This is a genomic window from Pseudomonas entomophila L48, assembly GCF_000026105.1.
GTDB lineage: Bacteria > Pseudomonadota > Gammaproteobacteria > Pseudomonadales > Pseudomonadaceae > Aquipseudomonas > Aquipseudomonas entomophila.
Map to the genome: position 1 here is coordinate 3,032,630 of NC_008027.1, position 23,707 is coordinate 3,056,336.

The 23,707-nt window shown below is 65.0% G+C and carries 22 protein-coding genes; 10 read left to right on the plus strand and 12 right to left on the minus strand.

Features of this window, described 5'->3' with window-relative positions:
* Positions 1–15: 15 nt before the first annotated feature.
* A complete protein-coding gene (locus PSEEN_RS13340) occupies positions 16–1,380 on the minus strand; it encodes an APC family permease (protein WP_011534049.1) in 1,365 nt (454 codons plus the stop codon).
* A 295-nt stretch (positions 1,381–1,675) separates the two neighbouring features.
* On the opposite strand from PSEEN_RS13340, the gene PSEEN_RS13345 reads away from it, so the two are divergent.
* Positions 1,676–2,467 carry a helix-turn-helix transcriptional regulator gene (locus PSEEN_RS13345; protein WP_011534050.1) on the plus strand — a complete coding sequence of 264 codons (792 nt, stop codon included), beginning with the start codon at positions 1,676–1,678 and terminating at the stop codon, positions 2,465–2,467.
* Positions 2,468–2,537: 70 nt separating this feature from the next.
* On the opposite strand, the gene PSEEN_RS13350 is transcribed toward PSEEN_RS13345, so the two are convergent.
* From PSEEN_RS13350 to PSEEN_RS13360, 3 genes are all read right to left on the minus strand, one after another.
* Positions 2,538–3,920 (minus strand): aspartate aminotransferase family protein, encoded by a 1,383-nt coding sequence (locus PSEEN_RS13350; protein ID WP_011534051.1) that lies wholly within the window; start codon positions 3,918–3,920, stop codon positions 2,538–2,540.
* A 22-nt stretch (positions 3,921–3,942) separates the two neighbouring features.
* The gene (locus PSEEN_RS13355; RefSeq protein WP_011534052.1) at positions 3,943–5,433 is read right to left on the minus strand and encodes an aldehyde dehydrogenase; all 1,491 of its coding nucleotides are present in this window, start codon (positions 5,431–5,433) and stop codon (positions 3,943–3,945) included.
* A 68-nt stretch (positions 5,434–5,501) separates the two neighbouring features.
* Positions 5,502–6,350, minus strand: a complete 849-nt coding sequence (locus tag PSEEN_RS13360; protein ID WP_011534053.1) for a helix-turn-helix transcriptional regulator — start codon at positions 6,348–6,350, stop codon at positions 5,502–5,504.
* 432 nt (positions 6,351–6,782) lie between these two features.
* Between PSEEN_RS13360 and PSEEN_RS13365 the strand changes: the two genes are divergently transcribed.
* The 3 genes from PSEEN_RS13365 to PSEEN_RS13375 all read left to right on the plus strand — a co-directional run bounded on the left by PSEEN_RS13365 (position 6,783) and on the right by PSEEN_RS13375 (position 10,096).
* The gene (locus PSEEN_RS13365) at positions 6,783–7,853 is read left to right on the plus strand and encodes an enoyl-CoA hydratase/isomerase family protein (RefSeq protein ID WP_011534054.1); all 1,071 of its coding nucleotides are present in this window, start codon (positions 6,783–6,785) and stop codon (positions 7,851–7,853) included.
* Between the two features lie 16 nt (positions 7,854–7,869).
* Positions 7,870–9,021 carry an acyl-CoA dehydrogenase family protein gene (locus PSEEN_RS13370; RefSeq protein WP_011534055.1) on the plus strand — a complete coding sequence of 384 codons (1,152 nt, stop codon included), beginning with the start codon at positions 7,870–7,872 and terminating at the stop codon, positions 9,019–9,021.
* 184 nt (positions 9,022–9,205) lie between these two features.
* Positions 9,206–10,096 (plus strand): universal stress protein, encoded by an 891-nt coding sequence (locus PSEEN_RS13375; protein ID WP_011534056.1) that lies wholly within the window; start codon positions 9,206–9,208, stop codon positions 10,094–10,096.
* An 88-nt stretch (positions 10,097–10,184) separates the two neighbouring features.
* Here the strand turns inward: PSEEN_RS13375 and PSEEN_RS13380 are convergent, their stop codons facing one another.
* From PSEEN_RS13380 to ptrR, 4 genes are all read right to left on the minus strand, one after another.
* The gene (locus PSEEN_RS13380) at positions 10,185–10,706 is read right to left on the minus strand and encodes an acyloxyacyl hydrolase (protein WP_011534057.1); all 522 of its coding nucleotides are present in this window, start codon (positions 10,704–10,706) and stop codon (positions 10,185–10,187) included.
* Between the two features lie 209 nt (positions 10,707–10,915).
* Complete coding sequence (locus PSEEN_RS13385; RefSeq protein ID WP_044488129.1) at positions 10,916–11,662, minus strand: phytanoyl-CoA dioxygenase family protein; 747 nt, start codon at positions 11,660–11,662, stop codon at positions 10,916–10,918.
* Between the two features lie 81 nt (positions 11,663–11,743).
* Positions 11,744–12,187, minus strand: coding sequence for a hypothetical protein (locus PSEEN_RS13390; protein WP_011534059.1), 444 nt, complete (start codon positions 12,185–12,187; stop codon positions 11,744–11,746).
* A 109-nt stretch (positions 12,188–12,296) separates the two neighbouring features.
* Positions 12,297–13,169 carry a putrescine utilization regulator PtrR gene (ptrR, locus tag PSEEN_RS13395; RefSeq protein ID WP_044488802.1) on the minus strand — a complete coding sequence of 291 codons (873 nt, stop codon included), beginning with the start codon at positions 13,167–13,169 and terminating at the stop codon, positions 12,297–12,299.
* A 105-nt stretch (positions 13,170–13,274) separates the two neighbouring features.
* Here ptrR and PSEEN_RS13400 point away from each other — a divergent pair, with 105 nt between their 5' ends.
* Positions 13,275–14,660 carry an aldehyde dehydrogenase family protein gene (locus PSEEN_RS13400; RefSeq protein ID WP_011534061.1) on the plus strand — a complete coding sequence of 462 codons (1,386 nt, stop codon included), beginning with the start codon at positions 13,275–13,277 and terminating at the stop codon, positions 14,658–14,660.
* Between the two features lie 172 nt (positions 14,661–14,832).
* Entirely contained in the window at positions 14,833–15,642 is an 810-nt protein-coding gene (gene panB, locus PSEEN_RS13405) for a 3-methyl-2-oxobutanoate hydroxymethyltransferase (protein ID WP_011534062.1), read from the plus strand.
* On the opposite strand, the gene PSEEN_RS13410 is transcribed toward panB, so the two are convergent.
* Positions 15,630–17,024, minus strand: a complete 1,395-nt coding sequence (locus PSEEN_RS13410) for an aminotransferase-like domain-containing protein (RefSeq protein WP_011534063.1) — start codon at positions 17,022–17,024, stop codon at positions 15,630–15,632. The genes panB and PSEEN_RS13410 overlap by 13 nt on opposite strands.
* Positions 17,025–17,082: 58 nt before the next feature.
* Entirely contained in the window at positions 17,083–17,982 is a 900-nt protein-coding gene (locus PSEEN_RS13415) for a helix-turn-helix domain-containing protein (RefSeq protein ID WP_044488132.1), read from the minus strand.
* Between the two features lie 150 nt (positions 17,983–18,132).
* Here PSEEN_RS13415 and PSEEN_RS13420 point away from each other — a divergent pair, with 150 nt between their 5' ends.
* From PSEEN_RS13420 to PSEEN_RS13430, 3 genes are all read left to right on the plus strand, one after another.
* Positions 18,133–19,491, plus strand: a complete 1,359-nt coding sequence (locus tag PSEEN_RS13420) for a glutamine synthetase family protein (RefSeq protein WP_011534065.1) — start codon at positions 18,133–18,135, stop codon at positions 19,489–19,491.
* 165 nt (positions 19,492–19,656) lie between these two features.
* The gene (locus tag PSEEN_RS13425; RefSeq protein ID WP_011534066.1) at positions 19,657–20,745 is read left to right on the plus strand and encodes a polyamine ABC transporter substrate-binding protein; all 1,089 of its coding nucleotides are present in this window, start codon (positions 19,657–19,659) and stop codon (positions 20,743–20,745) included.
* Between the two features lie 13 nt (positions 20,746–20,758).
* Entirely contained in the window at positions 20,759–22,054 is a 1,296-nt protein-coding gene (locus PSEEN_RS13430) for an NAD(P)/FAD-dependent oxidoreductase (protein WP_011534067.1), read from the plus strand.
* Between the two features lie 3 nt (positions 22,055–22,057).
* On the opposite strand, the gene PSEEN_RS13435 is transcribed toward PSEEN_RS13430, so the two are convergent.
* Entirely contained in the window at positions 22,058–22,363 is a 306-nt protein-coding gene (locus PSEEN_RS13435; RefSeq protein WP_044488134.1) for a helix-turn-helix domain-containing protein, read from the minus strand.
* Positions 22,344–22,727: a type II toxin-antitoxin system RelE/ParE family toxin gene (locus PSEEN_RS13440; RefSeq protein ID WP_011534069.1), complete on the minus strand. Its 384-nt coding sequence runs from the start codon at positions 22,725–22,727 to the stop codon at positions 22,344–22,346. Before PSEEN_RS13440 ends, PSEEN_RS13435 begins: the two co-directional genes overlap by 20 nt.
* Before the next feature lie 180 nt (positions 22,728–22,907).
* On the opposite strand from PSEEN_RS13440, the gene PSEEN_RS13445 reads away from it, so the two are divergent.
* Complete coding sequence (locus PSEEN_RS13445) at positions 22,908–23,585, plus strand: DUF3313 domain-containing protein (RefSeq protein WP_011534070.1); 678 nt, start codon at positions 22,908–22,910, stop codon at positions 23,583–23,585.
* Positions 23,586–23,707: the final 122 nt, after the last annotated feature.

Below are 23,707 nucleotides of genomic sequence, written 5' to 3' on the forward strand. Positions count from 1 at the left end.
CTGCTCCTTGGATGTTCACAGTTTCTGGAAGGTCGGGCTCAGCCGACCGTGGGTGCTGTAGAGGGTGACCGACACCGCCAGCAACCCGAGGATGATCAGCAGGTCGCGCCAGGACGCCTCGCCCAGCAGCGTTACCAGCAACCAGCCGGCGCCGCTGACCGCCAGCAGCGCCGGCAATGGCCACAGCGGCATGCGGTAAGGGTGTTCGCGGTCACGGCGCAGTACCCGGCTGCACAGGGCACAGGCGGCGACCACCAGGTAGATCAGCAACAGCAGCAGCACGGTAAACGAGGTCAGTTCCTCGAGGCTGCCGGACAGGCTCAGCAATGCCGAGGGGACCGCCAGGAACAGCGTAGCCAGCCACGGCGATTCCCAGCGTGGATGGATGACGGTGAAGGCGCGGTTCAGGCCCGGCGTCCAGATCGCGTCGCGGCCACTGCTGTACACCACCCGCCCGACCTGGATGACGATGGCGACGATGGCGTTGAACACCGAGAGGAAGATCCCGGCGCTGACCAGGCGCGCCAGGGTGGCGTTGCCATGGGCGGTGAGCAGGTAGCCGATCGGGTCGCCGCTGGCCAGCATCGCTTGCAGCGAGGGCGCGCCGATCAGCAAGGCCGCCAGCGGGATCACCTCGATCGCCACCACCACGACCAGCGACCACAGCACGGCGCGGTGCACGGTGCGCCCGCCGTCTTTCATGTCTTCGGCCAGCAGCACCGCGCCGCCGTAACCGTTGTAGGCGAACAGGGCCATGCCCACCGCGCCGAACACCAGCGCCCAGGGGGCGGCCACCAGCGCGCCCTGTTCCATCACCTGCGGCTGCAACAGGCTGGCGACGGGCTGGCTGGCGTTGCCGAAGCCCAGCACCACGATCACCAGCAGCGCGGCAACTTCGCAGATCAGGAACAAACCCGTGATCCAGGCGTTGAGGCGAATGTTGAGGATCCCCAGCGCGTAGCTGCCCACCACGATCACCAGCGCAACGGCCTGGGTGTCGAAACGGGTGCCCAGGGCATTGTTGAGGTAGGTGGCTGCGCCTGCGGCCAGCACGGGAGGGATGAACAACAACGAGGCCAGCACGGTGAGGAACGTGGCATAACCGGCCAGGCCACCGAACACGCGCTTGGCGTAGACGTACTCGCCGCCAGCAGTGCTGTGGGCGCGCCCTAGCTCGGCGTAGCACCAGGCGAACATCAGCGCCAGGGCCGCGGCCATGATGAAGGACAGGAAGGCGCCACTGCCGGCCTGCTGGATGGCGAACGGGGCGATGACGAACACGGAACTGGCCGGGGTCACCCCCGACACGGTGATGGCGACCACGTCGAACACGCCCAGGCGCGGCTTGAGCGCGCTGGCGGGAGCTTCGCTGGAGCTCATGGCGTTTTTCCTCTGAATTGTTATTGATGGTGAGGGGAAAACCGGTCGCGCGGCCGCTGGACCTGGCTGGACTGTAGGCTGGTGCGGTAATCGGGCCAATTACCTAAAGGGGGTACGCCCCTTGACGGAAGACAAGAAACATCCGAAGACTGGGCATGGCCAATGTAGGAGCGGCTTCAGCCGCGAAGCGGGCAGTACGGTGATGGCACCGGCTTCGCCGGTGTTCGCGGCTGAAGCCGCTCCTACAGGTGTGTGCCATGTCGACATAGACCGCAAATATCAGCAACGGGGCCGCATGCACAACCTGTTCACCGAAACCAGCACCCACGCGGGCTTGGCCCGCACCGTCGAACAGATCGGCCAGCCGCGCTTCTGGCGCCAGTTGATCCTGCTGTTGCAGCAGTGGCTACCGTTCGACAACGCCCTGGCGATGCTCTATCCCCGCGAAGGGCTCCCCAGGGCGTTGGAAATCTACGATGCCCAAGGTGAAGGCAACCCCGAGGCCATGGCCCTCTACCTGAGCGGGCTTTACCAGCTCGACCCGTTCTACCAGGCATGCCAGGAGCACATCGGCGATGGCCTGCACCGTCTTGAAGAGGTGGCGCCGGACCAGTTCCGCCAGAGCGAGTACTACCTCAAGTATTTCCACGACCATGTGCTGGAGGATGAAGTGCAGTTCATCCTGCAGTTAGGTGAAGCCGGAGCGCTGTCACTGTCGCTGGGCACTCGCGAACGGTTCGACACGGCGCGCCACGGGTTGTTGACGGTGATCTGCCCTTGGGTGCTGGCGCTGATGGGCCAACATTGGCAGAGCCAGGCCCAACGCCCCGCCCCGGCCATGGCCAGCCAGGTGCGCGATGCCATGAGCCTGTTCGGGGCGAAGGTGTTGTCGGAGCGCGAGCTGGAGATTGCCCGGCTGATCCTGCGGGGGTATTCGTCGAAGGCTATGGCCGAACGGCTGGCGATTTCGCCGGAGACGGTCAAGGTTCACCGTCGGCATCTATATGCCAAGCTGGATATCTCTTCGCAGCCGGAGCTGTTTTCGCTGTTCTTGCAATCGCTGGGGCATGACCCGGGGGACCCGTGAAATTCGCCGGCAAAGCCGCTCCTGTAGGAGCCAGCTTCGCTGGCGAACCGCCCTCGACCTCTTCCCTGAATCAGAGCCTCCCCACCAACCGAGCCGTCCGGTTCACGGCAATCCGAGTCTTCTCCACCAACTCGTCCAGCTCCGAACGGCTGGCCACCAACGCCGGCGCCATAATCATCCGCCCCAAGGTCGAGCGGATGATCACCCCTTCCTCAAAGCCGAACGTGCGGCACTGCCAGGCCAGGTCGTTCTCATTGGCGAAGCGCTTGCGCGTGTTCTTGTCCTCGGCGAACTGCAACGCCGCCACCAGCCCCGCACCCTGCACCTCGCCGATCAACGGGTGATCGGCGAACACTTCACGCAAGATGCGCTGCAGGTAAGGCCCGGTATCGTCCTTGACCTGCCGCACGATCCCATCGTCACGCAACGCCTTGAGGTTGGCGATGGCAACCGCCGCCGCCACCGGGTGGCCGGAATAGGTCAGGCCATGGGCGAACACCCCGCCCCGCTCCACCAACGCCTCGGCGATGCGCTTGCTCAGCACCAGGCCGCCCATGGGCACATAGCCGCTGGTCAGACCCTTGGCGATAGACAGGGTGTCTGGCTCGAAGCCGAAATGCTGGTGGGCGAACCACTCGCCGGTGCGCCCGAAGCCGCCGATCACCTCGTCGGCGCACAGCAGCACGTCGTACTGGCGACAGATGCGCTGGATCTCGGGCCAGTAGCTTTCCGGCGGGAAGATCATGCCACCGGCACCCTGGAACGGCTCGGCGATGAAGCCCGCGACGTTCTCGGCGCCCAGTTCGAGGATCTTTTCTTCGAGTTGCAAGGCGCAACGACGGCCGAACTCGGCCGGCGTCAGCTCACCGCCCTCGGCGAACCAGTAAGGCTCGTCGATGTGCGCGACGTCCGGAATCAGCCCGCCCATCTCGTGCATGAACTTCATGCCGCCCAGCGCCGTGGCTGCCAGGGTCGAGCCGTGATAGCCGTTCCAGCGGCCGATCATGATCTTCTTCTGCGGCTTGCCGACCACTTGCCAGTAGCGGCGCACGGTACGGATCAACACCTCGTTGGCCTCGGAGCCGGAGTTGGTGTAGATCGCATGGCTGTAATGCCCCGGCAGCAGGCTGAACAGCAGCTCGGAGAGCTCGATCACCGCCGGGTGGGTGGTGTGGAAGAACATGTTGTAGTAGGCGAGCTGGTCCATCTGCGCTGCGGCGGCCGCGGTCAGGTCCTTGCGACCGTAGCCGAGCTGGGTGCACCACAGGCCGGACATGCCGTCCAGGTAGCGACGGCCGTCGTTGTCCCACAGGTACAGGCCTTCACCGCGGGTAATGACCCTCGGGCCTTCGGCGTTGAGTGCCTTCTGGTCGAGGAAGGCATGGATGTGGTGGGCCGCGTCGCTGGCCTGGTAGTCGCGGGTGTCGCGCTTGGGCGAGAAAGGTGCGTTCATTGTTGTTCTCCTCGGGTGAATGTCAGCGCAGCTGGATCCAGGTGGTCTTGAGCTGGGTGTACTTGTCGAACGAATGCAGCGAGAGGTCACGGCCGAAGCCGGACTGGCGGCCGCCACCGAACGGCACGGTGACGTCCAGGGCGTCGACGGTGTTGACCGACACGGTGCCGGCCTTCAGGCGCCGGGCCACGCGGTGGGCACGGTTGAGGTCGTCGCTCCACACCGACGCGGCCAGGCCATAGATACTGTCGTTTGCCAGGGCGATGGCCTGGTCCTCGTCATCGAAGGCGCTGACCGCCAGCACCGGGCCGAAGACTTCTTCGCGGGCCAGGGCCATGTCCTGGCGCACACCGGTGAAGATCGTCGGCGTGATGAAGTTCTGCGAACCGTTCACGCTCAAGCGCTCACCGCCACACAGCAGGCGCGCGCCCTCCTCCCGGGCCTGGCCGATGGCAGCTTCTATACGCGCAGTCTGGGTGGCATCGACGATGGCGCCGGCGCGGCTTGCCGGGTCGAGCGGGTCGCCCGGCAACCATTCGCGGGCCTTCAGCGCCAGGCGCTCGACGAATTCATCGTGGATCGAGCGGTGCACGTACAGCCGCGAGTTCGCCGAGCACACCTCACCCTGGTTGAAGAAGATGCCGAAGGCAGCTTTCTGCGCCGCCAGGTCGAGGTCGCGACAGTCGTCGAACACCAGGTTCGGGCTCTTGCCACCGCACTCCAGCCACACCTGCTTGAGGTTCGACTGCGCCGCGTACTGCATGAAGTACTTGCCCACCTGGGTGGAGCCGGTGAACACCAGGCAGTCCACGTCCGGGTGCAGGCCCAGGGCACGCCCAGCCGTTTCACCGAGGCCAGGCACCACGTTGAGCACGCCTTCCGGCAGCCCGGCCTCCAGCGCCAGCTCGGCCAGGCGCAGCGCCGAGAACGGCGATTGCTCGGCGGGCTTGAGCACCACGCTGTTGCCTGCGGCCAGCGCCGGGGCGACCTTCCAGGCGGCCATGTCCAGCGGGAAGTTCCACGGCACCACCGCACCGACCACCCCCAGCGGCTCCCGGCTGATCATCGCCACGGCGCTGCTGGCGGTGGGCGCGACCTGATCGTAGAGCTTGTCCAGTGCCTCGCCGTACCAGGCGAACACCTGGGCCGCGCCGGGCACATCGATGCTGTAGGCGTCCATCACCGGCTTGCCCATGTTCAGCGAGTCGAGCAGCGCCAACTCCTCACGATGGGCCAGCATCAATTCGGCCAGGCGCAGCAACACCCGCTTGCGCTCGCCCGGTGCCATGCGCGCCCAGGGCCCCTGCTCGAACGCACGCCGGGCCGCGCGCACCGCCAGGTCGACCTCGCTGTCGGCGCAGGCGGCAACCTCGGCCAGGCACTGGTTGGTCGCCGGGTTGATGGCGGCAAAGGTGACGCCGTCACGGGCCGCGACCGGGCGCCCGTCGATCAACGCAGTGGTGATGAAGCTTTGCCGTGCAGCGCGCTGCTGCCAATCGCTTTTCGTATGCACGCAGGTCTCCCCTCCGGCCACACGCAAGGCCGGTGATTGTCGTTATATGGATGCGGTGTAGCGGTGGTTCAGCGCCGTCGCAGGTAGCTTTCCAGCGGGTCCTTGCTCAGGCCTTCCTGGGCCTGGGCGAGCGAGGCGATGAACAGTGAGAACAGCTCGGCCTGGGTGGCGATGTCGAGCTTGGCGTAGAGGTTCTTGCGGTGGGTCTTGACGGTGTCTTCGCTGATGCCCAGGCGCTCGGCCAGCGAGCGCGTGGAATGGCCGCGCAACAGGTACTGGGCGATATGGCATTCGCGCTCGGTGAGCAGCGACGAACCGAAATTGTTCAGCGCCGCGCTGATCTGCCGCCCCAGCGCACTCTCGAAGCGCCCGCCCAGTGCCTCGGCGTCCAGGTGCCCCCAGTGCCGGCGCACCACCGCCACCACCCAGGCGGCGATGCACTTGAGCTCGGCCACCTGGCGACTGCCCAGGCGCCGGGTGCTGCCCAGGGCCACGGCGATGGACAGCTGGGCGTCCAGCGGCACCAGGTAGTTGAGTTCGTCTTCCAGGTGGGCGTGGCGGTAGAACGCGGTGTAGTACTCGCTGCGGGTGAAGTGGTCGGGGGCGACATCGCTCAGGCGGTAGCAGCCGGCGACCACGCCGTCCATGCAGGCACGGTAGAACGGGCACAGCAGGTAGTAGCCTTCCAGGTACTTTTGCACATTGCCTTCGGGCAGCCACGGACCGTCTTCGTCCTTGGCGAACAGTGCCGAGGGCAGGCCCTTGCGCGGATACAGGAACACCGTGATCGCCTGGCACGGCGCCAACTGGTTGAGCGCGGCGAACAGTGCCTCGACGAAACCGGGCGTGCCGATGGCATCGACCACGCGGGCCATCCGGGCGTACCAGTCGGGTGAGTTCAGCTGGGCGTTGCTCATTATTATCGTCCCCGCCAGGGTGAGTACTGGACGGGATTGTTTCATGGGGACGAGGGAGCGGCTATCACCCTTCGGGGTGAGCGTGAGAACGCGCCTCGCCATTGCGGCGCCTGCACGGTCCCTGTGGGAGCGGCCTTGCCGAGGCGTCGGACCGGACGGAAAGGGCCGCAAAGCGGCCCCGGGGATCTTCGCTCAGGATTGAAATCCTGGGGCTGCTACGCAGCCCTTTCGCGACACAAGGCCGCTCCCACAGGTGACGCGCTATTGCTACAGTGCCGCATCGGGCCAGGAATGCGCGAAACGATAAAAATGCACGGCAACCCTGCAGATTTGCCAATTGTGCAGGGCAAATTTGCATGACAGGATCCAGCGACCCGCCCGCGCATTCCAGGACTTCACTTGGAAAATCAATAACAAAGCAGGGAGACCGCGATGACCGCGCACGCTCAACCCTCGGCAACGGATCAGGTACTGGCCGAGGTCCGCAATCACATCGGCCACCTCACCCTAAACCGTCCCGCCGGCCTCAACGCTCTCACCCTGGAGATGGTACGCAGCCTGCAGCGCCATCTTGACCAATGGGCCCAGGACCCACAGGTACATGCCGTGATGCTTCGTGGCGAAGGCCCCAAGGGCTTCTGCGCCGGAGGCGATATCCGCTCGCTGCACGACAGTTTCAAGGCCGGTGAGACGCTTCACGAAGACTTCTTTGTCGAGGAATATGCCCTCGATCTGTGCATCCACCGTTACCGCAAGCCGGTGCTGGTACTGATGGACGGTTTCACCCTCGGTGGCGGCATGGGCCTGGCCCAGGGCTGCGACCTGCGCATCGTCACCGAGCGCAGCCGGTTGGGCATGCCCGAAGTGGGCATCGGCTACTTCCCGGACGTCGGCGGTAGCTACTTCCTCTCCCGCGCGCCGGGCGAGCTGGGTATCTACCTCGGTGTCAGCGGCAGCCAGATCAAGGCGGCCGATGCCCTCTACTGCGGCCTGGCCGACTGGTACCTGGACAGCGAAAAGCTCACGGCCCTGGATGACGGGCTCGATCGCCTGAGCTTCGGCACCAGCCCGCTCAAGGACCTTCAAGGCCTGCTGGCCGGCCTGGGCACCCAGGCGCTGGAAGACGCGCCGCTGGCCAAACTGCGCCCGGTGATCGACCACTTCTTCGCCCTGCCCGACCTGCCAAGCATCCTCGAGCAGTTGCGCGCCGTGGCCATCGGCGACAGCCGCCAGTGGGCGCTGGACACCGCCGACCTGCTGGACACCCGCTCCCCCCTGGCCATGGCCGTGACCCTGGAACTGCTGCGCCGTGGCCGCCACCTGGCGCTGGAAGACTGCTTCGCCATGGAGCTGCACATCGACCGCCAGTGGTTCGAATACGGCGATATCATCGAAGGCGTACGCGCCCTGATCATCGACAAGGACAAGCAGCCGCGCTGGAACCCGCCTACCCTGGCAGGCCTGACTGCCCAGCGGGTCGACCAATTCTTCGAAGGCCTGTGAGCCCGGGAGTACACAGATGCAAGACCTTGAACTGAGCGAAGAGCAGATCATGATCCGCGACATGGCCCGGGACTTTGCCCGCGGCGAGATCGCGCCCCATGCCCAGGCCTGGGAGAAGGTCGGCTGGATCGACGACGAGGTGGTGCGCAAGATGGGCGAGCTGGGCCTGCTCGGCATGGTCGCCCCGGAGCAGTTCGGCGGCAGCTACACCGACTACGTGGCCTATGCCCTGGCGGTCGAGGAAATCTCCGCCGGCGACGGCGCCATCGGCGCGCTGATGAGCATCCACAACTCGGTGGGCTGCGGGCCGCTGCTGGCCTACGGCACCCCAGAACAGCAGCAGGCCTGGCTGCCCAGGCTGGCCACCGGCGAGGTGATCGGCTGCTTCTGCCTGACCGAGCCCCAGGCCGGTTCCGAGGCGCACAACCTGCGCACCCGCGCCGAGCTGGTCGATGGGCAGTGGGTGATCAATGGCGCCAAGCAGTTCGTCAGCAATGCGCGCCGGGCCAAGCTGGCCATCGTGTTTGCCGTGACCGATCCGGAGCTGGGCAAGAAAGGCCTGTCGGCGTTTCTGGTCCCCACCGACAACCCGGGGTTCAAGGTCGACCGCAGCGAGCACAAGATGGGGATCCGCGCCTCCGATACTTGTGCCGTGACCCTGGACAATTGCCGTATCCCCGCCGCCAACCTGCTCGGCGAACGCGGTAAGGGCCTGGCCATCGCCCTGTCCAACCTGGAGGGCGGGCGCATCGGTATCGCCGCCCAGGCGCTGGGCATCGCCCGCGCGGCGTTCGAGGCGGCGCTGGTCTATTCCCGTGACCGCATCCAGTTCGGCAAGCCGATCAACGAACACCAGAGCATCGCCAACCTGCTGGCCGACATGCAGGTACAGATCAATGCCGCACGCTTGTTGATCCTGCATGCCGCACGCCTGCGAACCGCAGGCAAGCCGTGCCTGTCGGAGGCTTCGCAGGCCAAGCTGTTCGCTTCGGAGATGGCCGAGCGGGTGTGCTCCATGGCCATCCAGGTGCATGGGGGGTATGGGTACCTTGAAGACTATCCGGTGGAGAAATACTACCGGGATGCGCGGATCACCCAGATCTACGAAGGGTCCAGCGAGATCCAGCGCATGCTGATCGCGCGGGAGCTGAAGCACTATCCGTTGTGAGCCCATTCGCCAGCAAGCTGGCTCCTACCCCGGACCGTAGGAGCCAGCCTTGCTGGCGAATGCAAGGCGCAGCCTTGCCCGCCGCACCCGACTAGACTCAATGGACGACACCCTGGCCGCAACGCACGGCCAAGGCCAGACAGACCAGGCATGAACGGGGGGCTGCCACACGTGGAGGTGTGCGATGAGCCAGTTCAAGCGGTTGTTCGTCATGCTCGGCCCGCAGATGCGCTACAGCCCTGCCCTGCAACGGGCCGCAGCGTTGGCCGAGTCCAGTGGTGCGCTGCTGGATATCAATATCTTCGTCGACGATGTCGATACTTTCGGCCTGATGAGCGACAGCCGCGAGCGTGAGCGCCTGCTCGACGACAACCGCCAGTGGCTGGCGGATGCGGCGGAACAACTACGCGACAGCGGGCTGGATGTCTCGACCGAACTGCTGCTGACCCGCGACCCGCTGAGCAGTGTCATCGAGCAGATCGAGCGCCTGGGCTGCGATCTATTGGTCAAGGACGTGCAACACGAACCGGTGCTCAAGCGGCTGCTGGTCACCCCCCTCGATTGGCAACTGCTCAAGGACAGCCCGGTGGCCGTGCACCTGGTCAGCGATATCCGCCTGCCCCTGCCCCGCCAGGTCGCCGCCGCGGTCGACCTCAACAGCCATGGTGCGGGCGAGCACCTGGACGAACAGGTGATCCATAGCGCACACGCCCTGGCCCTGCAATGCAACGCCGAGCTGCACCTGCTGCACGTCTGCGACGCGGCCAAGACCCATATCGCCGACTTCGGCGCCGGCACCGTGACCATGCCTGGGTTCGACGGTAGCGTACGCGCGGCCCAGCGGGCAGCGTTCAACCGCCTGGGTGATCATCACGAGATTGCCCTGGAGCGCCGGCACTTCCTGGAAGGGCCGGCGATCAAGGCGATCGCCCACTACATCGCCCAGAGCCGGGTGGATGTGATCGTCATGGGCAACCACCGACACGACGCGATGCAGACGTTCCTGGGGGGCACCACGGCGCATGTGCTGGAGCACCCGCTGTGCAATGTGCTGGCGATCAAGGCCGTGCGCTAAACCACACCCTGTAGGAGCCAGCCTTGCTGGCGAACCACGGTGGCCCGGTTCGCCAGCAAGGCTGGCTCCTACAGGGTCAGGCGTGGGTTCAGAAACCCTTGCTGTAGAACAGCGAGTACGACTCGATGCCGTCGTTCGGCTGCTTGAGGCCGGCGTTGGAGTAATGCATGGCGCGCAGGCCGATCTTCTGGTCGGCCGGCAGTTTCAAACCAAAGCCGATACGGTCTTCGAAGTTGACCGACGAGCCCATGCGCTGGTCGCCCACGTCAGTCTTGGAGAACGCCGCCAGGCCGATACCGGCCTCGATGAACGGGGTGTAGGTGAAGCCGCTGAACTCATAGACGAACACCGGGCTCAACGACAGCGAGTGAGCACCGCTGGCATCGCCCCCTTCCCAGTAGGTGTAGGCCGCGTCCCAGTAGCCGGTCACGTAGCCGGTGCTGCTTTCCAGCCACTTCTTGTCCCAGTCGAACGACAGGCCGATGCGGTAGGTCATGTCGCCCTGACCAGTGGCGCCCACGGCACCAGAGACCTGCGCGGCCTGGGCCAGATTGGCCCCGGCGAAAGCCAGCACGGCGGCTGCCAAGGAAGCGGCGAGACGGGTTTTCATCAATGACTTCTCCTGATGGTCTTCACGAACAGGCCATTGCTTTCCTGGCCTGCGGCAAGCGGGGGCTTCAGCCCCTCGTTGTGCACCTGAGCACCGGCACATCCCACCGGGTCACAAGTGGTAATAATTTTTTGATTATTGTCTGAATAATCTCAAAGTTGAAGTGTTTTGCCACTATTGATGAAGGACAGTTCGTCCCATTCGCAGGTTCAATCGTATTCCGACTCCACATGCTCGCCCAGCAACCTGCGTTGCCTGGGCGTGGCCGCCGCCAGCACCTTGGGGTTGAAGTGCCAGTCGAGATAAGGGGAGAACTTCTGCGCCACCATTCGCCGCCCATAGTGCATCTGGAGCATGTCGCGGATTTGCCCGTTGCTGCGGTTGGCGCCACCGGCGTGCCAGCAATCGCTGCGAAATACCAGCGCGTCACCGGCCTTGCACAGGATGGGTACGGCGCCCTGCCCCTGCCAGCTGTCCTCGCCCGGCCTGGGCGGGCGGCCTGCATGATGGCTGCCGGGCACGACCAAGGTCGGCCCCAGCGCTTGGTCGATATCGCAGAGATAGAGTTGCGCGGTGAGTATCTGCATGGGCTGGGTAAACCTTTGCAGGCTGCTCAGCCACTCGGGCAGTTCCATGGGGAGATGATCCAGGTGCAGCCCCATGCCAGGGTAGCCTGGGTGGCTGCGCCATGCCGTCTGGCCAATCACGTGGCAATCGGCCCCCAGCGCGGCTTCGGCAAGCTCGATCAACGGCGGCAGGTCGAGAAACGGCAACCACAACGGATCGCGGTTGAACACACACTTGTAGTGTTCAAGCAAACCTTGGTAATCCCAGTGGATCGGCTGCAGATCGTCGATGGCACAGCGAAGCAAGGCGATTTGCAGCGGCGCCAGCACACCGGGAATCACGGTGTACCCCTCTTCGCACAGCCCCTGCAAACACGATTCAGTACTCATGCTCTTCCCCTGTAGGAGCCGGCTTGCCGGCGAACCAATCCCCAAGCCAACCCCAAAGAGAACATTTGTACTCCAGTCGAATCAATGCCAATTCAGGTCCACCCTGGCAGGCGTCTTGCCATCGACCGCCACCAGTTGCTGCAAGGTCTGCCCACCCGCCGTGCCGGTTACCCGGTAGTGCCCCGGTGGCAGTTGCACGAAGATCAATGGGCCGACATCCTGCAGGGCCAGCACCGATTGCCCCTGCGCCGACTGGATGTCCACTGCGGCGCCGCTCTGGAACTTGCCATCGCGACCAATGGAAAGGGTGATGTGCAAATCGTAGCCTTGAGTACGACGCAGGGCGTTGGCTTCATCCTGGCCGATGCCACCCTGCAGGTAGCGAATGCCGTTCTGTTGCTGGGGTTGCAGCTGCACGCCCTGCGGGTCGATCGGGGCGTTGAGGTCGGCGGCCGCCGCCAGGGTCCAGGGCATGGCCAGGGCCAGCATCAGTGCCGCGCACAGGCCGTAGTGATGGGTACGCATGGTGCATTCCTCCCTCTGGGGGATGGTCTACACAGATTGGATGATTTCCAGGCGCCGGCGTTCGCAAAACGGCGCGCCGTTAGTCTGTGCATCGCGGCTGAAGCCGCTCCTACAGGGCGGCGTCGCGACGTTCCTCAAGCAGCTTGATGAACATGCTCAAACTGCGCGATACCGTCCCACGCCGCCACACCAGCCAAGTCTTGAGATAGCGGAAATCCTCCGCCATCGGCCAGGCGCTCACCGTGCTGCAACCGGGCATGTTGTCGAGCATGCTGCGCGGCATCATGGCCAGCCCCGCACCGGCGCTGACGCAGGCGAGCATGCCGTGGTAGGACTCCATCTCGTGGATCTTGCCCGGCACGGCCTGGTCGTGGACGAACCAGCTTTCGAAATGGTGGCGGTACGAGCAGTTGGCGCGGAAGGCATAGATGCTCGCGCCATTGACGTCACGGGCGCGGGTCACCGGGGCATGGTTGAGCGGCGCGATGACCATCATCTCCTCCTCGAACACCGGCATGCCCTCAAGGGTCGGGTGCAGCACCGGGCCATCGACGAAGGCCGCCACCAGGCGACCTGACAACACCCCTTCGAGCATGGTCCCCGAAGGGCCGGTGGACAGGTCCAGGTCGACCTTGGGGTAGCGCTGGTTGTAGGCCGCCAGGAGCGCCGGGATGCGCACCGCCGCCGTGCTTTCCAGCGAGCCCAAGGCAAAGGTGCCTTGCGGATCCTCGCCGGCCACGGTCAGGCGCGCCTCGTGCACCAGGTCGAGGATGCGCCGGGTGTATTCCAGGAAGTTCCACCCGGCAGGCGACAGGCGCAGCCGGCTCTTCTCGCGGATGAACAGTTCGACGCCCAGGTCTTCTTCCAGCTGCTTGATGCGGGTGGTCAGGTTCGACGGCACCCGGTGAATGTGCTGGGCGGCAGCGCTGATGCTGCCGTGCTCGGCCACGGCCTTGAACATCTCGAGTTGCACCAGGTCCACAATCATTCTCCAAACGTGAATGTTTCGCTCAGTATTATTCAGTTTTCATTAAAGCGCATCACCCCTAGTCTGGACTCACCCCATCAAAACAATGAGAGTCCTGCCATGAGCGAGATCAGCAGCCTGACCCACGCCATTTCCGTCGACCCCTTCAGCGGCGAACGGATCGGCCACTACGCCTTCGACACCGACGCCGCACTGGAGGCGGCGCTGCAACGCGCCAAGGTGGGCTATGGCCAGTGGCGCAAAGTGTCGCTGGGTCAGCGCAGCGAATACCTGCTCGCCCTGGCGCAAGCCCTGCAGGCCAACGCCGAAGCCTTCGCCCAGATGATCGCCCGCGAAATCGGCAAGCCGATCACCCAGGCCCGCGGTGAAGTCAGCAAGTGCGTCGGCCTGTGCCAGTGGTACGCCGAACACGGCCCGGCCATGCTCGCCCCCGAGCCGACCCAGATCGAGAAGGCCCGTATCGAGTACCGCCCGCTCGGCCCGATCCTCGCCGTGATGCCGTGGAACTTCCCGATCTGGCAGGTGCTGCGTGGCGCCGTGCCGGCCTTGCTGGCCGGTAACACCTACGTGCTCAAGCACGCCCCCAACGTGATGGGCAGCGCCTACCTGCTGGCCGACCTGTTCAAGCGTGCTGGCCTGCCTGAGGGCGTGTTCGAGGTGCTCAACGTCACCCCCGAGGGCGTCACCCGCGCCATCAACGACCCGCGCATCGCCGCCATCACCCTGACCGGCAGCGTGCGCGCCGGCATGGCCATCGGCGCCCAGGCGGGCGCCGCGTTGAAGAAATGCGTGCTGGAACTGGGCGGTTCCGATCCGTTCATCGTGCTGGCCGACGCCGACCTCGATGCCGCTGTGAAAGCCGCTGTGATCGGCCGCTACCAGAACACCGGCCAGGTTTGCGCGGCTGCCAAGCGCCTGATCGTCGAAGAGAGCATCGTCGAGGCATTCACCGAGAAGTTCGTCGCTGCCACCCGTGCGCTGACCGTCGGCAACCCGCTGGAAGAGGCCACCTACATCGGCCCGATGGCCCGCTACGACCTGCGCGACGAGCTCGACGGCCAGGTCCAGGCCACGCTGGCCGAGGGCGCCACCCTGCTGCTGGGCGGGCACAAGCTCGAAGGCGTGGGCAACTTCTACGCACCGACCGTGTTCGCCAACGTCACCCCTGAGATGACGGCGTTCAAGCAGGAACTGTTCGGCCCGGTGGCGGCAATCATCAGCGCCCGTGACGCTGACCATGCCGTGGAGCTGGCCAACGACAGCGAATTCGGCCTGGCCTCGACCATCTACACCGCCGACTACGCCCTGGCCGAGCGCATGACCGAAGCGCTGGACACCGGTGGCGTGTTCATCAACGGCTACTGCGCCTCCGATCCCCGCGTGGCATTCGGTGGCGTGAAGAAAAGCGGGTTCGGGCGTGAGCTGTCGCACTTTGGCGTGCGTGAGTTCACCAATGCCCAGACGGTGTGGCTGGATCGTAACTGATCCTTCTACCGCGATGGCGGGCACCGGCCTTGCCGGTGTTCGCCAGCAAGGCTGGCGCCTACAGAGGTGCGGTGCGCACGCTATCTGGGCTGCAATTGCGTCGTGATCTGTACCTTGAATCCCCCGCCCACAGGCTAATAATCGGACACCTCCAAACACGCCGGAGGTACCGATGAGCACCCTTCACCACCGCCTGACCATCACTGACCTGGCCGCCCTGAAAGGCCGGCAGAAGATCGCCGCCCTGACTGCCTACAGCACTCCCATCGCCCGTCTGATCGACCCGTTGGTGGACTTCATCCTGGTCGGCGATTCGACCGCCATGGTCGCCTACGGCCGCCCTTCCACCCTGGCCATGCGCCTGGACGAAACCATCAGCCATACCCGTGCCGTGGTCGACTGCACCCGGCACGCCTGCGTGATCGCCGACATGCCGTTCGGCAGTTACCAGGCGTCCCCCGAGCAAGCGTTTCGCAATTGCGCCCAGGTGCTGTCCGAAACCGGCTGCGATGCGGTCAAGCTCGAGAGCAATCGCGCCTTGGCCCCTACAGTCGCGTTCCTGGTCGAACGGGGCATCCCGGTGATGGCCCATGTCGGCCTGATGCCGCAGTTCGTCCATGTCATGGGGGGCTACAAGGCCCAGGGGCTGACCGAGGCCAGTGCTGAAACGATTGTCGAAGATGCCCGCGCCAACCTCGCGGCGGGTGCCTTCAGCCTGTTGCTAGAGGGTGTTGCCGAGCCCTTGGCGCGGCGTATCAGCCAACAGAGCCAGCAGCCGTGCATCGGCATCGGTGCCTCACCAGCCTGCGATGGGCAGATCCTGGTCACCGAGGACCTGCTCGGCCTCGGTGGGCCGCAGCAGCCGCGCTTCGTCAAGCAGTACGCCGACCTCACAGCGGTGATTGGCGAGGCCTGCGCACGCTATGCCAGCGAAGTGCGTCAGGGCGAGTTCCCCGAGCTTGCGCACTGCTACGGCAGTTGAGGCGCCTGGCGTATCACTTGGGCCAGCTTGATCAGCGCCCCTTCGATGTCCTGGCGCCAGTCGACGGTGAAGCTCAGGCGCAGGTAATCACGCCAATGGCCGGCCTGGCTGAACACCGAGCCCGGTGCAATGACGATTCCAGCCGCCAGCAACTGCTCGCAGACGGTGTCCATGTCCACCGGCCGCGCGGCCTGCAGCCAGAATGCGGGGCCAGCCACCGGCAAGACCAGCCGCAGGCAGTCCGCCGCATGGCGTTGCAGCAGGTGCGCCATGCGCGCCTGGCTGGCGGCGAGCTGCCCGGTCAGCGACTGCAGGTGGTGATCCAGACGCCCACTGGACAGCAGTTGTGCGATGGCCCGCTGGCGGTAGGCCGGCAGGCGGAAACCTCGGGCGACCAATGCCTGGGCCAGCATGGTCGTTTGCCGACACAGCAGGTAACCAAAGGGCGCCTCGGCGCCGATGCATTTGTCGAAACTGGCAAAGACCAGCAACCGTTGCGGATCGGCATGGTCCCTGTAGCGAGGCTGTGTGGGACAGAGTGCGCCGTAGCTGTCGTTCTCGAACAGCCACACCTGGTGCCTGGCCAGCAGCGTGCACAGGCGCTGCTTGTCCTCTGCCGGCATCACGCCCCCCTGGGGCATGTTGACCGCCGAGGACAGCACCGCCACGCGTACCTGCATGTCGGCCAGCACATGCGCCATTGCGTCGAGGTCGAACCGCCCCTGCCCGTCCAGCGGCACCTCCACGATCTGCAACCCCGCTAGCCGCAATTGCCGCAGTACCAACCAGGAGCACGGTGACTCGACCAGCGCCACCGCCCCGGCGGGTACCAGCGCGCGCAAGGCCAGTTCGAGCATGCTGCGCAGGTCGGCGCCGATGAACACCTGGTCGGCCTGCCAGTGATCCTCCAGGCCGCGGCTGTAGCGGCGTGCCAATGCCTCACGCAGTTCTGGCTCGCCGCATGGCTGATAGGGGGGCGATTCGCTGCGCTGCGCCTGGCGCAGCAGTTCACGCTCGATCATCGCCAGGGGGTGTTCGAGGGCCGCAAGCACGCTCGGCGCATCGCTGCTCAGCGCCAGCATCCCCGGTTGCCGGGCGCTGGCGAACACCCGGTCGACCAGGCTGGCCGAAGGCGCCAGCAGCATTGTCGGCGCACGCGGCACGCTGAAGTAGCCGACCTTGGGCCTGGAGAGGATCCGCCCTTGCGCCTCGAGCAAGGCAAAAGCCTGCTTGCTGCTCGACAGCGAGACCCGCAAACGTCGGCTCACTTCCCGCAGCGACGGCAAACGGTGCACTTGCCCGTGTGGCTGCGCGTCGAGCCAGTCACACAGGTAGCGGTGGACTTTCTGATAGGTAAAACGCGGTGCCTGTGCGGTATCCATACCCGCCCCTCTGCATGACAGCGGCAGGCACCCTAGCAAGTTTTCGCCGTCAGCGCCGCTACTGCCCGCGTCCGCGCCTGAGGGTTTCGCTCGGCAACTCCCTGAACAGCTGCCGGTAACTGTCGGAAAACCGCCCCAGGTGCCAGAACGACCAGCGCATGGCCACCTCGGCCACGGTCGCGTCACCGGCCAGCAGGTCACGCCGCGCGCCGTTGAGCCGGCGCAGCCGCAACCAATGCGCGGGCGGCATGTCGGTAAAGCCTTTGAAGGCATGCTGCAACTGGCGAACCGATACACCGGCGACCGTGGCCAGCTCCACCAGGTTGAGGGTTTCGTCAGGGCAGTCGGCGGCCCATTCACTGACCCGGCGCATGATCGCCCGCGCTTCATCGCGCTTGCCCAACGCATCGCCCTGCAGATGCTGGCCAGCATTGTCGAGGATGAACAGGCAGTCCTCCAGCAACTGCTCGGCCAGCGCCCTGCCCTCCAGCGGGCAGCCGGCCTGGCCCAGACGGGTGAGCGTGGCGCTCAGCCAGTTGCCGAACAATGCGTTCTGCTGGCAGGTCAAGGGCACCATGAACAACCCGCGCAGGCGCTCCACATCCAGGCCATGACGGGCCAGGAACGGCTGGTCGAACACCACAGCCACCTCCTGGTAGTTCTCGGGGGTGATCCAGATGTTGCGGCTGTCCTCGTTGAGCAGGTAGAGGCTGTTTTCGCTGCGGTCGAAACAAAATGCCAACGCGCCGCTGGGGGCGCGGAAGAACTGTTCGACCCGGGTATTGAGGCGCTCCTCGTAGACCTCCACGCCCTCGAGCCCCAGCCAGCGCAACTGGCCATTGAAATGCCCCGGGGACATCTGCCGGTACTGCTGCTGCCAGCCGGGGGTGGCGCGGGTCTGTTCGGTCACATCGGTGGTACGGAAATCCTGGACCTGCAAGGCATTTGGCGCTGTCACGCACTGTCCTATTGCACTCTTTTGGTGCATTCAACGGCGAAAAAAGTGGATAGATCGCCCTCGCGGGCTGCGCCCAAGATAGCCCTCAGCGTCACCCGTGGGAAGTGCCCACTGGCGAACGACGCACAACAACCCAACCAAGAGGTCTGTATGAACGCCCCCTTCGATCAGCTGTCCACCTGGCTGAAAGAACACCGGATCACCGAAGTCGAATGCGTGATCAGCGACCTGACCGGCATCGCCCGCGGCAAGATCGCCCCGACCGCCAAGTTCCTTCACGAGCGCGGCATGCGCCTGCCCGAAAGCGTGCTGCTGCAGACCGTCACCGGCGACTACGTCGATGACGACATCTACTACAGCCTGCTCGACGCCGCCGACATCGACATGGTCTGCCGCCCCGACCCCACGGCGGTGTACCAGATCCCGTGGGCCATCGAGCCGACCGCGATCGTCATCCACGACACCTTCGACAAGCAGGGCAACCCCATCGAGCTGTCGCCGCGCAACGTGCTGAAGAAGGTGCTCAAGCTGTATGCCGACAAGGGCTGGCAGCCGATCGTCGCGCCGGAGATGGAGTTCTACCTCACCCAGCGCTGCGAAGACCCGGACCTGCCGCTGCAAGTGCCGCTGGGCCGCTCGGGCCGTGCCGAAAGTGGCCGCCAGTCGTTCTCCATCGACGCCGCCAACGAATTCGACCCACTGTTCGAGGACGTCTATGACTGGTGCGAGATCCAGGGCCTGGACCTGGACACGTTGATCCATGAGGACGGCCCGGCGCAGATGGAGATCAACTTCCGCCATGGCGACGCCCTCGACCTGGCCGACCAGATCACCGTGTTCAAGCGCACCCTGCGCGAGGCGGCGCTCAAGCACAACGTCACCGCCACCTTCATGGCCAAGCCGATCACCGACGAGCCTGGCAGCGCCATGCACCTGCACCAGAGCGTGGTCGACATCGCCACCGGCAAGCCGATCTTCGCCAACGACGACGGCAGCATGAGCGAGCTGTTCCTGCACCACATCGGCGGCCTGCAGAAGTACATCCCCAAACTGCTGCCGATGTTCGCGCCCAACGTCAACTCGTTCCGCCGCTTCCTGCCCGACACCTCGGCGCCGGTGAATGTCGAGTGGGGCGAGGAGAACCGCACCGCTGGCCTGCGCGTGCCGACCTCAAGCCCCGAGGCGATGCGCGTGGAGAACCGCCTGCCGGGCGCCGATGCCAACCCCTACCTGGCGATCGCCGCGAGCCTGCTGTGCGGCTACATCGGCATGGTCGAGAAGATCGAGCCGAGCGCGCCAGTGCAAGGGCGCGCCTACGAACGGCGCAACCTGCGCCTGCCGATCACCATCGAGGACGCGCTGCAGCACATGGAGGATTGCGAGGTAGTGCGCGAGTACCTGGGGCAGCAGTTCGTCCAGGGTTATGTCGCGGTCAAGCGCGCCGAGCACGAGAACTTCAAGCGGGTGATCAGCTCGTGGGAGCGGGAGTTCCTGCTGCTGAGCGTGTGATTTGCAACGCCCCCTGTAGGAGCGGCTTCAGCCGCGATCACCCGCAAAGCGGGTGCCTGGCACCGCGGTGCCGGCATCGCGGCTGAAGCCGCTCCTACAACGAACGCCGCAGCACCGATTCATCGTTAATACCACGACCAAGAAAAAGACCAACGAGGTGTCGACATGCGTCATCCGAAAGCCCTGATCCCCGCAACCTTCGCCCTGCTGTTCGGTGCCGCCGCCCAGGCCCAGCCGACGGTGAGCGTATACAACTGGACCGACTACATCGGTGACACCACTCTGGCCGACTTCCAGGCCAGCAGCGGGATCAAGGTGGTCTATGACGTGTTCGACTCCAACGAAACCCTCGAAGGCAAGCTGCTGGCCGGGCGTACCGGCTACGACGTGGTGGTGCCTTCGAACCATTTCCTCGCCCGCCAGGCCCAGGCCGGCGCGTTCCTGCCGCTGGACCGCGAAAAACTGCCGAACTGGCGACACCTGGACCCGAAACTGCTCAAGCAACTCGAGCAGAACGACCCGGGCAACCAGTACGCCGTGCCCTACCTGTGGGGCACCAACGGCATCGGTTACAACGTCGACAAGGTCAAGGCGGTGCTGGGTATCGACAGAATCGATTCCTGGGCGGTGCTGTTCGAGCCCGAGAACCTCAAGAAGCTCAAGCAGTGCGGCGTGGCGTTCATGGACTCGCCCGACGAACTGTACCCGGCCATGCTCAACTACCTGGGCATGAACCCGCGCAGCGAGAAGGCCGACGACTACAGGAAGGCCGAGGCCCGCTTCCTCGAACTGCGCCCGTACATCACCTATTTCCACTCCTCCAAGTACGTCTCCGATCTGGCTAACGGCGACGTGTGCATCGCCTTCGGCTACTCCGGCGACGTGCTGCAGGCCGCGCACCGCGCCGAAGAGGCCGGCAACGGCGTCAAGGTCGCCTACAGCATCCCCAAGGAAGGCAGCAACCTGTGGTTCGACCTGCTGGCCATCCCCAAGGACGCCAAGAACCCCGACGAAGCCCTGGCGTTCATCAACTACCTGCTCGACCCCAAGGTGATCGCCAAGGTCAGCAAGACCGTCGGCTATGCCAATGCCAACCCCGACGCCAAGGCCGAAATGGACCCGGCGCTGGTCGACAACCCCGAGATCTACCCGCCCCAGGAAGTGCTGGACAAGCTGTATGTCTCCACCATGCAAAGCCCCGGGATCCTGCGGCAGATGACCCGCTCCTGGAGCAAGATCAAGTCCAACCGCTGAGCCGAGCACACCCATGCCACACATGACTGAACACACCGCTTCCTACTACGCCGCCAGCGCACGCCAGGGTACGCCCTACCCTGTGCTCGACCAGGACCTGCACGCTGACGTCTGCGTAGTCGGCGGCGGCCTGACCGGTGTCAACGCCGCCCTGGAGCTGGCCGAGCGCGGCCTGTCGGTGATCTTGCTGGAAGCCCGGCGCATCGGCTGGGGGGCCAGCGGGCGTAACGGCGGCCAGCTGATCCGCGGGATTGGCCACGACGTCTCGGGTTTTGCCCGGCATGTCGGTCAGGATGGCGTGCGCTACCTCAAGCAGGCGGGTATCGACTCGGTGGCGCTGGTGGCCCGGCGCATCGAGCAGTACGGCATCGAGTGCGACCTGCGCTGGGGCTTCTGCGAGTTGGCCAACACCCCGGTGCAGTTCGCCGCCTTCGAGGAGGAACAGAGCGACCTGGCGGAACTGGGCTACCGCCATGAGACACGCCTGGTCGAACCCAGGCGCATGCACGAGATCGTCGCCAGTGACCTGTACGCCGGTGGCCTGGTGGACATGGGCTCCGGGCACCTGCACCCGCTCGACCTGGTTCAGGGTGAGGCCCGTGCAGCCCATGGCCTGGGCGTGCGGATCTTCGAGCAGAGCCCGGTGCTGCGCATCGAGCACGGCAGCACCGTGACCCTGCACACCGCGCGGGGCAAGGTCCGCGCCCGGAGCCTGGTACTGGGCTGCAACGCCCACCTGGACGAACTGGAACCGCGCCTGACCGGCAAGGTGCTGCCTGCAGGTAGCTACGTGGTGGCCACCGAGCAACTGCCCGAACCGCTCGCTCGCGCCTTGATTCCCCAGAACATGGCGCTGTGCGACCAGAAAGTCGGCCTGGACTACTACCGCCTGACCGCCGACAACCGCCTGCTGTTCGGGGGAGCCTGCCATTACTCAGGACGCGACCCGAAGGACATCGGCGCCTACATGCGGCCCAAGGTACTCAAGGTGTTCCCGCAACTGGCCGACGTGCGCCTGGACTACCAGTGGGGCGGCATGATCGGCATCACCGCCAACCGCTTCCCCCAGGTAGGCCGCCTGGGCCAGTACCCCAACGTCTACTATGCCCAGGGCTATTCCGGGCATGGCCTGAACGTCACCCATTGGACCGCGAAGCTGCTGGCCGAGGCCATCGCCACCGAGCACAGCCATGGGTTCGATGTGTTCAGCGCCGTGCCGCACCTCACCTTCCCCGGCGGAAAGGCCTTGCGCTCGCCGCTGCTGGCGCTGGGGATGTTGTGGTATCGGGTGCGCGAGGCATTGGGCTGAACGCTAGAGAATTACCTGCAACCCTTTGTCAGCGATAAGGTTGAGTAGTTTAAGAGCAGGGCCGGCAGGCCGCGTTTCGCCCTGCTCCCACTTGCGTACCGTGGATGCACTGGTGTGCAGGTGCAGGGCGAACACGGGCTGGCTGAAATTCAGGGCCTCGCGCAGGCGTTTGATGTCCTCGGCACTGAATGCCCTGACTGGCGCCGGGCAGAGCGCCTCGAAGTCACGCAGGGTGATCTTGCCGACCGCGCCTGCCTGTTCCAATGCGCTCAGATCATCACGCAACGATTCAATAAGTTTGCGGGTCACAATGGACCTCCATCAACACACCGCAATCCAGCGCCTTGGCCAAGGCCTGCGGTGACAGTTCCAGAAAAACCCGGCCGGTGAACTGCAGTGCTTTCTGCTCGCTCGACGTGACATTCGCCACATCGTTCTTGGCAAAACCATGCAGAAACACATATCGACTGCCTACACGTGCGGACAGCAGAGTTCGGTATCCTCCACGTTTCCCGATGCCCCATCCGGCGACGCGCTTCTTGTACAGAAGCCCGCCAAGGCTGGCGTCCACAAGGCCGCTTTGCATTTCCGCCACCGCCTTGCACAACACGTTGTCAGGTACGCACTCCCGTACTTGCCAGCGAGCAAACTCCCTTCGCTTGTAGACATCCATGTGTCAACACCTCAAAACATACCCGTAAAGGGCATATTTTTCCAGTGCTGTACGCCACTGGAAAGTCGGCGCATTCAGGCCGTCATGTAGGAATCGGCAATGGCATCGGGCGAGGTGCTGGCCATCCGCCAAGCACCTGCTAGCGTTGTTCTGGCCACTTCCCTCATGGACCTCGTCATCATGAAGCACCTGCCTCGCACCACCCTGTTGTGCGCCGCCCTGCTGGCCTTGGTCGCCTGCTCCAGCAACCGGGTCGACCCCAAGGACTACTCCGGCTTTCTCAAGGACTACAGCCGGCTGAAGCCCGCCGAAAGCGTTTCCGGCGTGCCGGTGATGCGTTGGGTCGACCCGGACATCAAGGCCAGCCAGTACACCAAGGTGTTCATCGAACCGAGCCAGTTCTATCCCAAGCCGCAGCCGACCAATGTGATCTCGGCGCAGACCTTGCAGGAGATCACCCGCTACTTCAACGAAGCGATGCGCCGCGAGCTGGGCAGCGTGCTGACCCTGGTCAAGGAGCCCGGCCCGAACACCATCGTGGTGCGCCCGGCGATCACCGCGGTGTCCACCAGCACAGAAGGCCTCAAGCCCTATGAAGTGATCCCCATCGCCCTGGTGGCGGCGGCGGTCAACACCGCCGCCGGCGGCCGCGACCAGGCCGTGGACATCGCCGTGGAAGCCGCCTTCCTCGATGGCGGCAACCAGAAGGTGTTGGCCCAGGTGGTGCGCAAGGGCAGCGGCAAGGACCTGGAGAACGACACTACGCAGCTGACCCTGAACGACGTCAAGCCGGTACTTGACGGCTGGGCCAGCGACATGCGCCGCAGCTTCGTGGCCATGCGCGACAAAAAGCGCTGAGCCACTCGTCGGAGATAATGCAAAAAAGCCATCACTGCCTGCCGGGCCTGCTTAACTCAAGCGGGCTGCCAGGCAGGCGGCCCGTGTACCACGGATGGGTTGCCCAAGTTGGCTGCCAACAG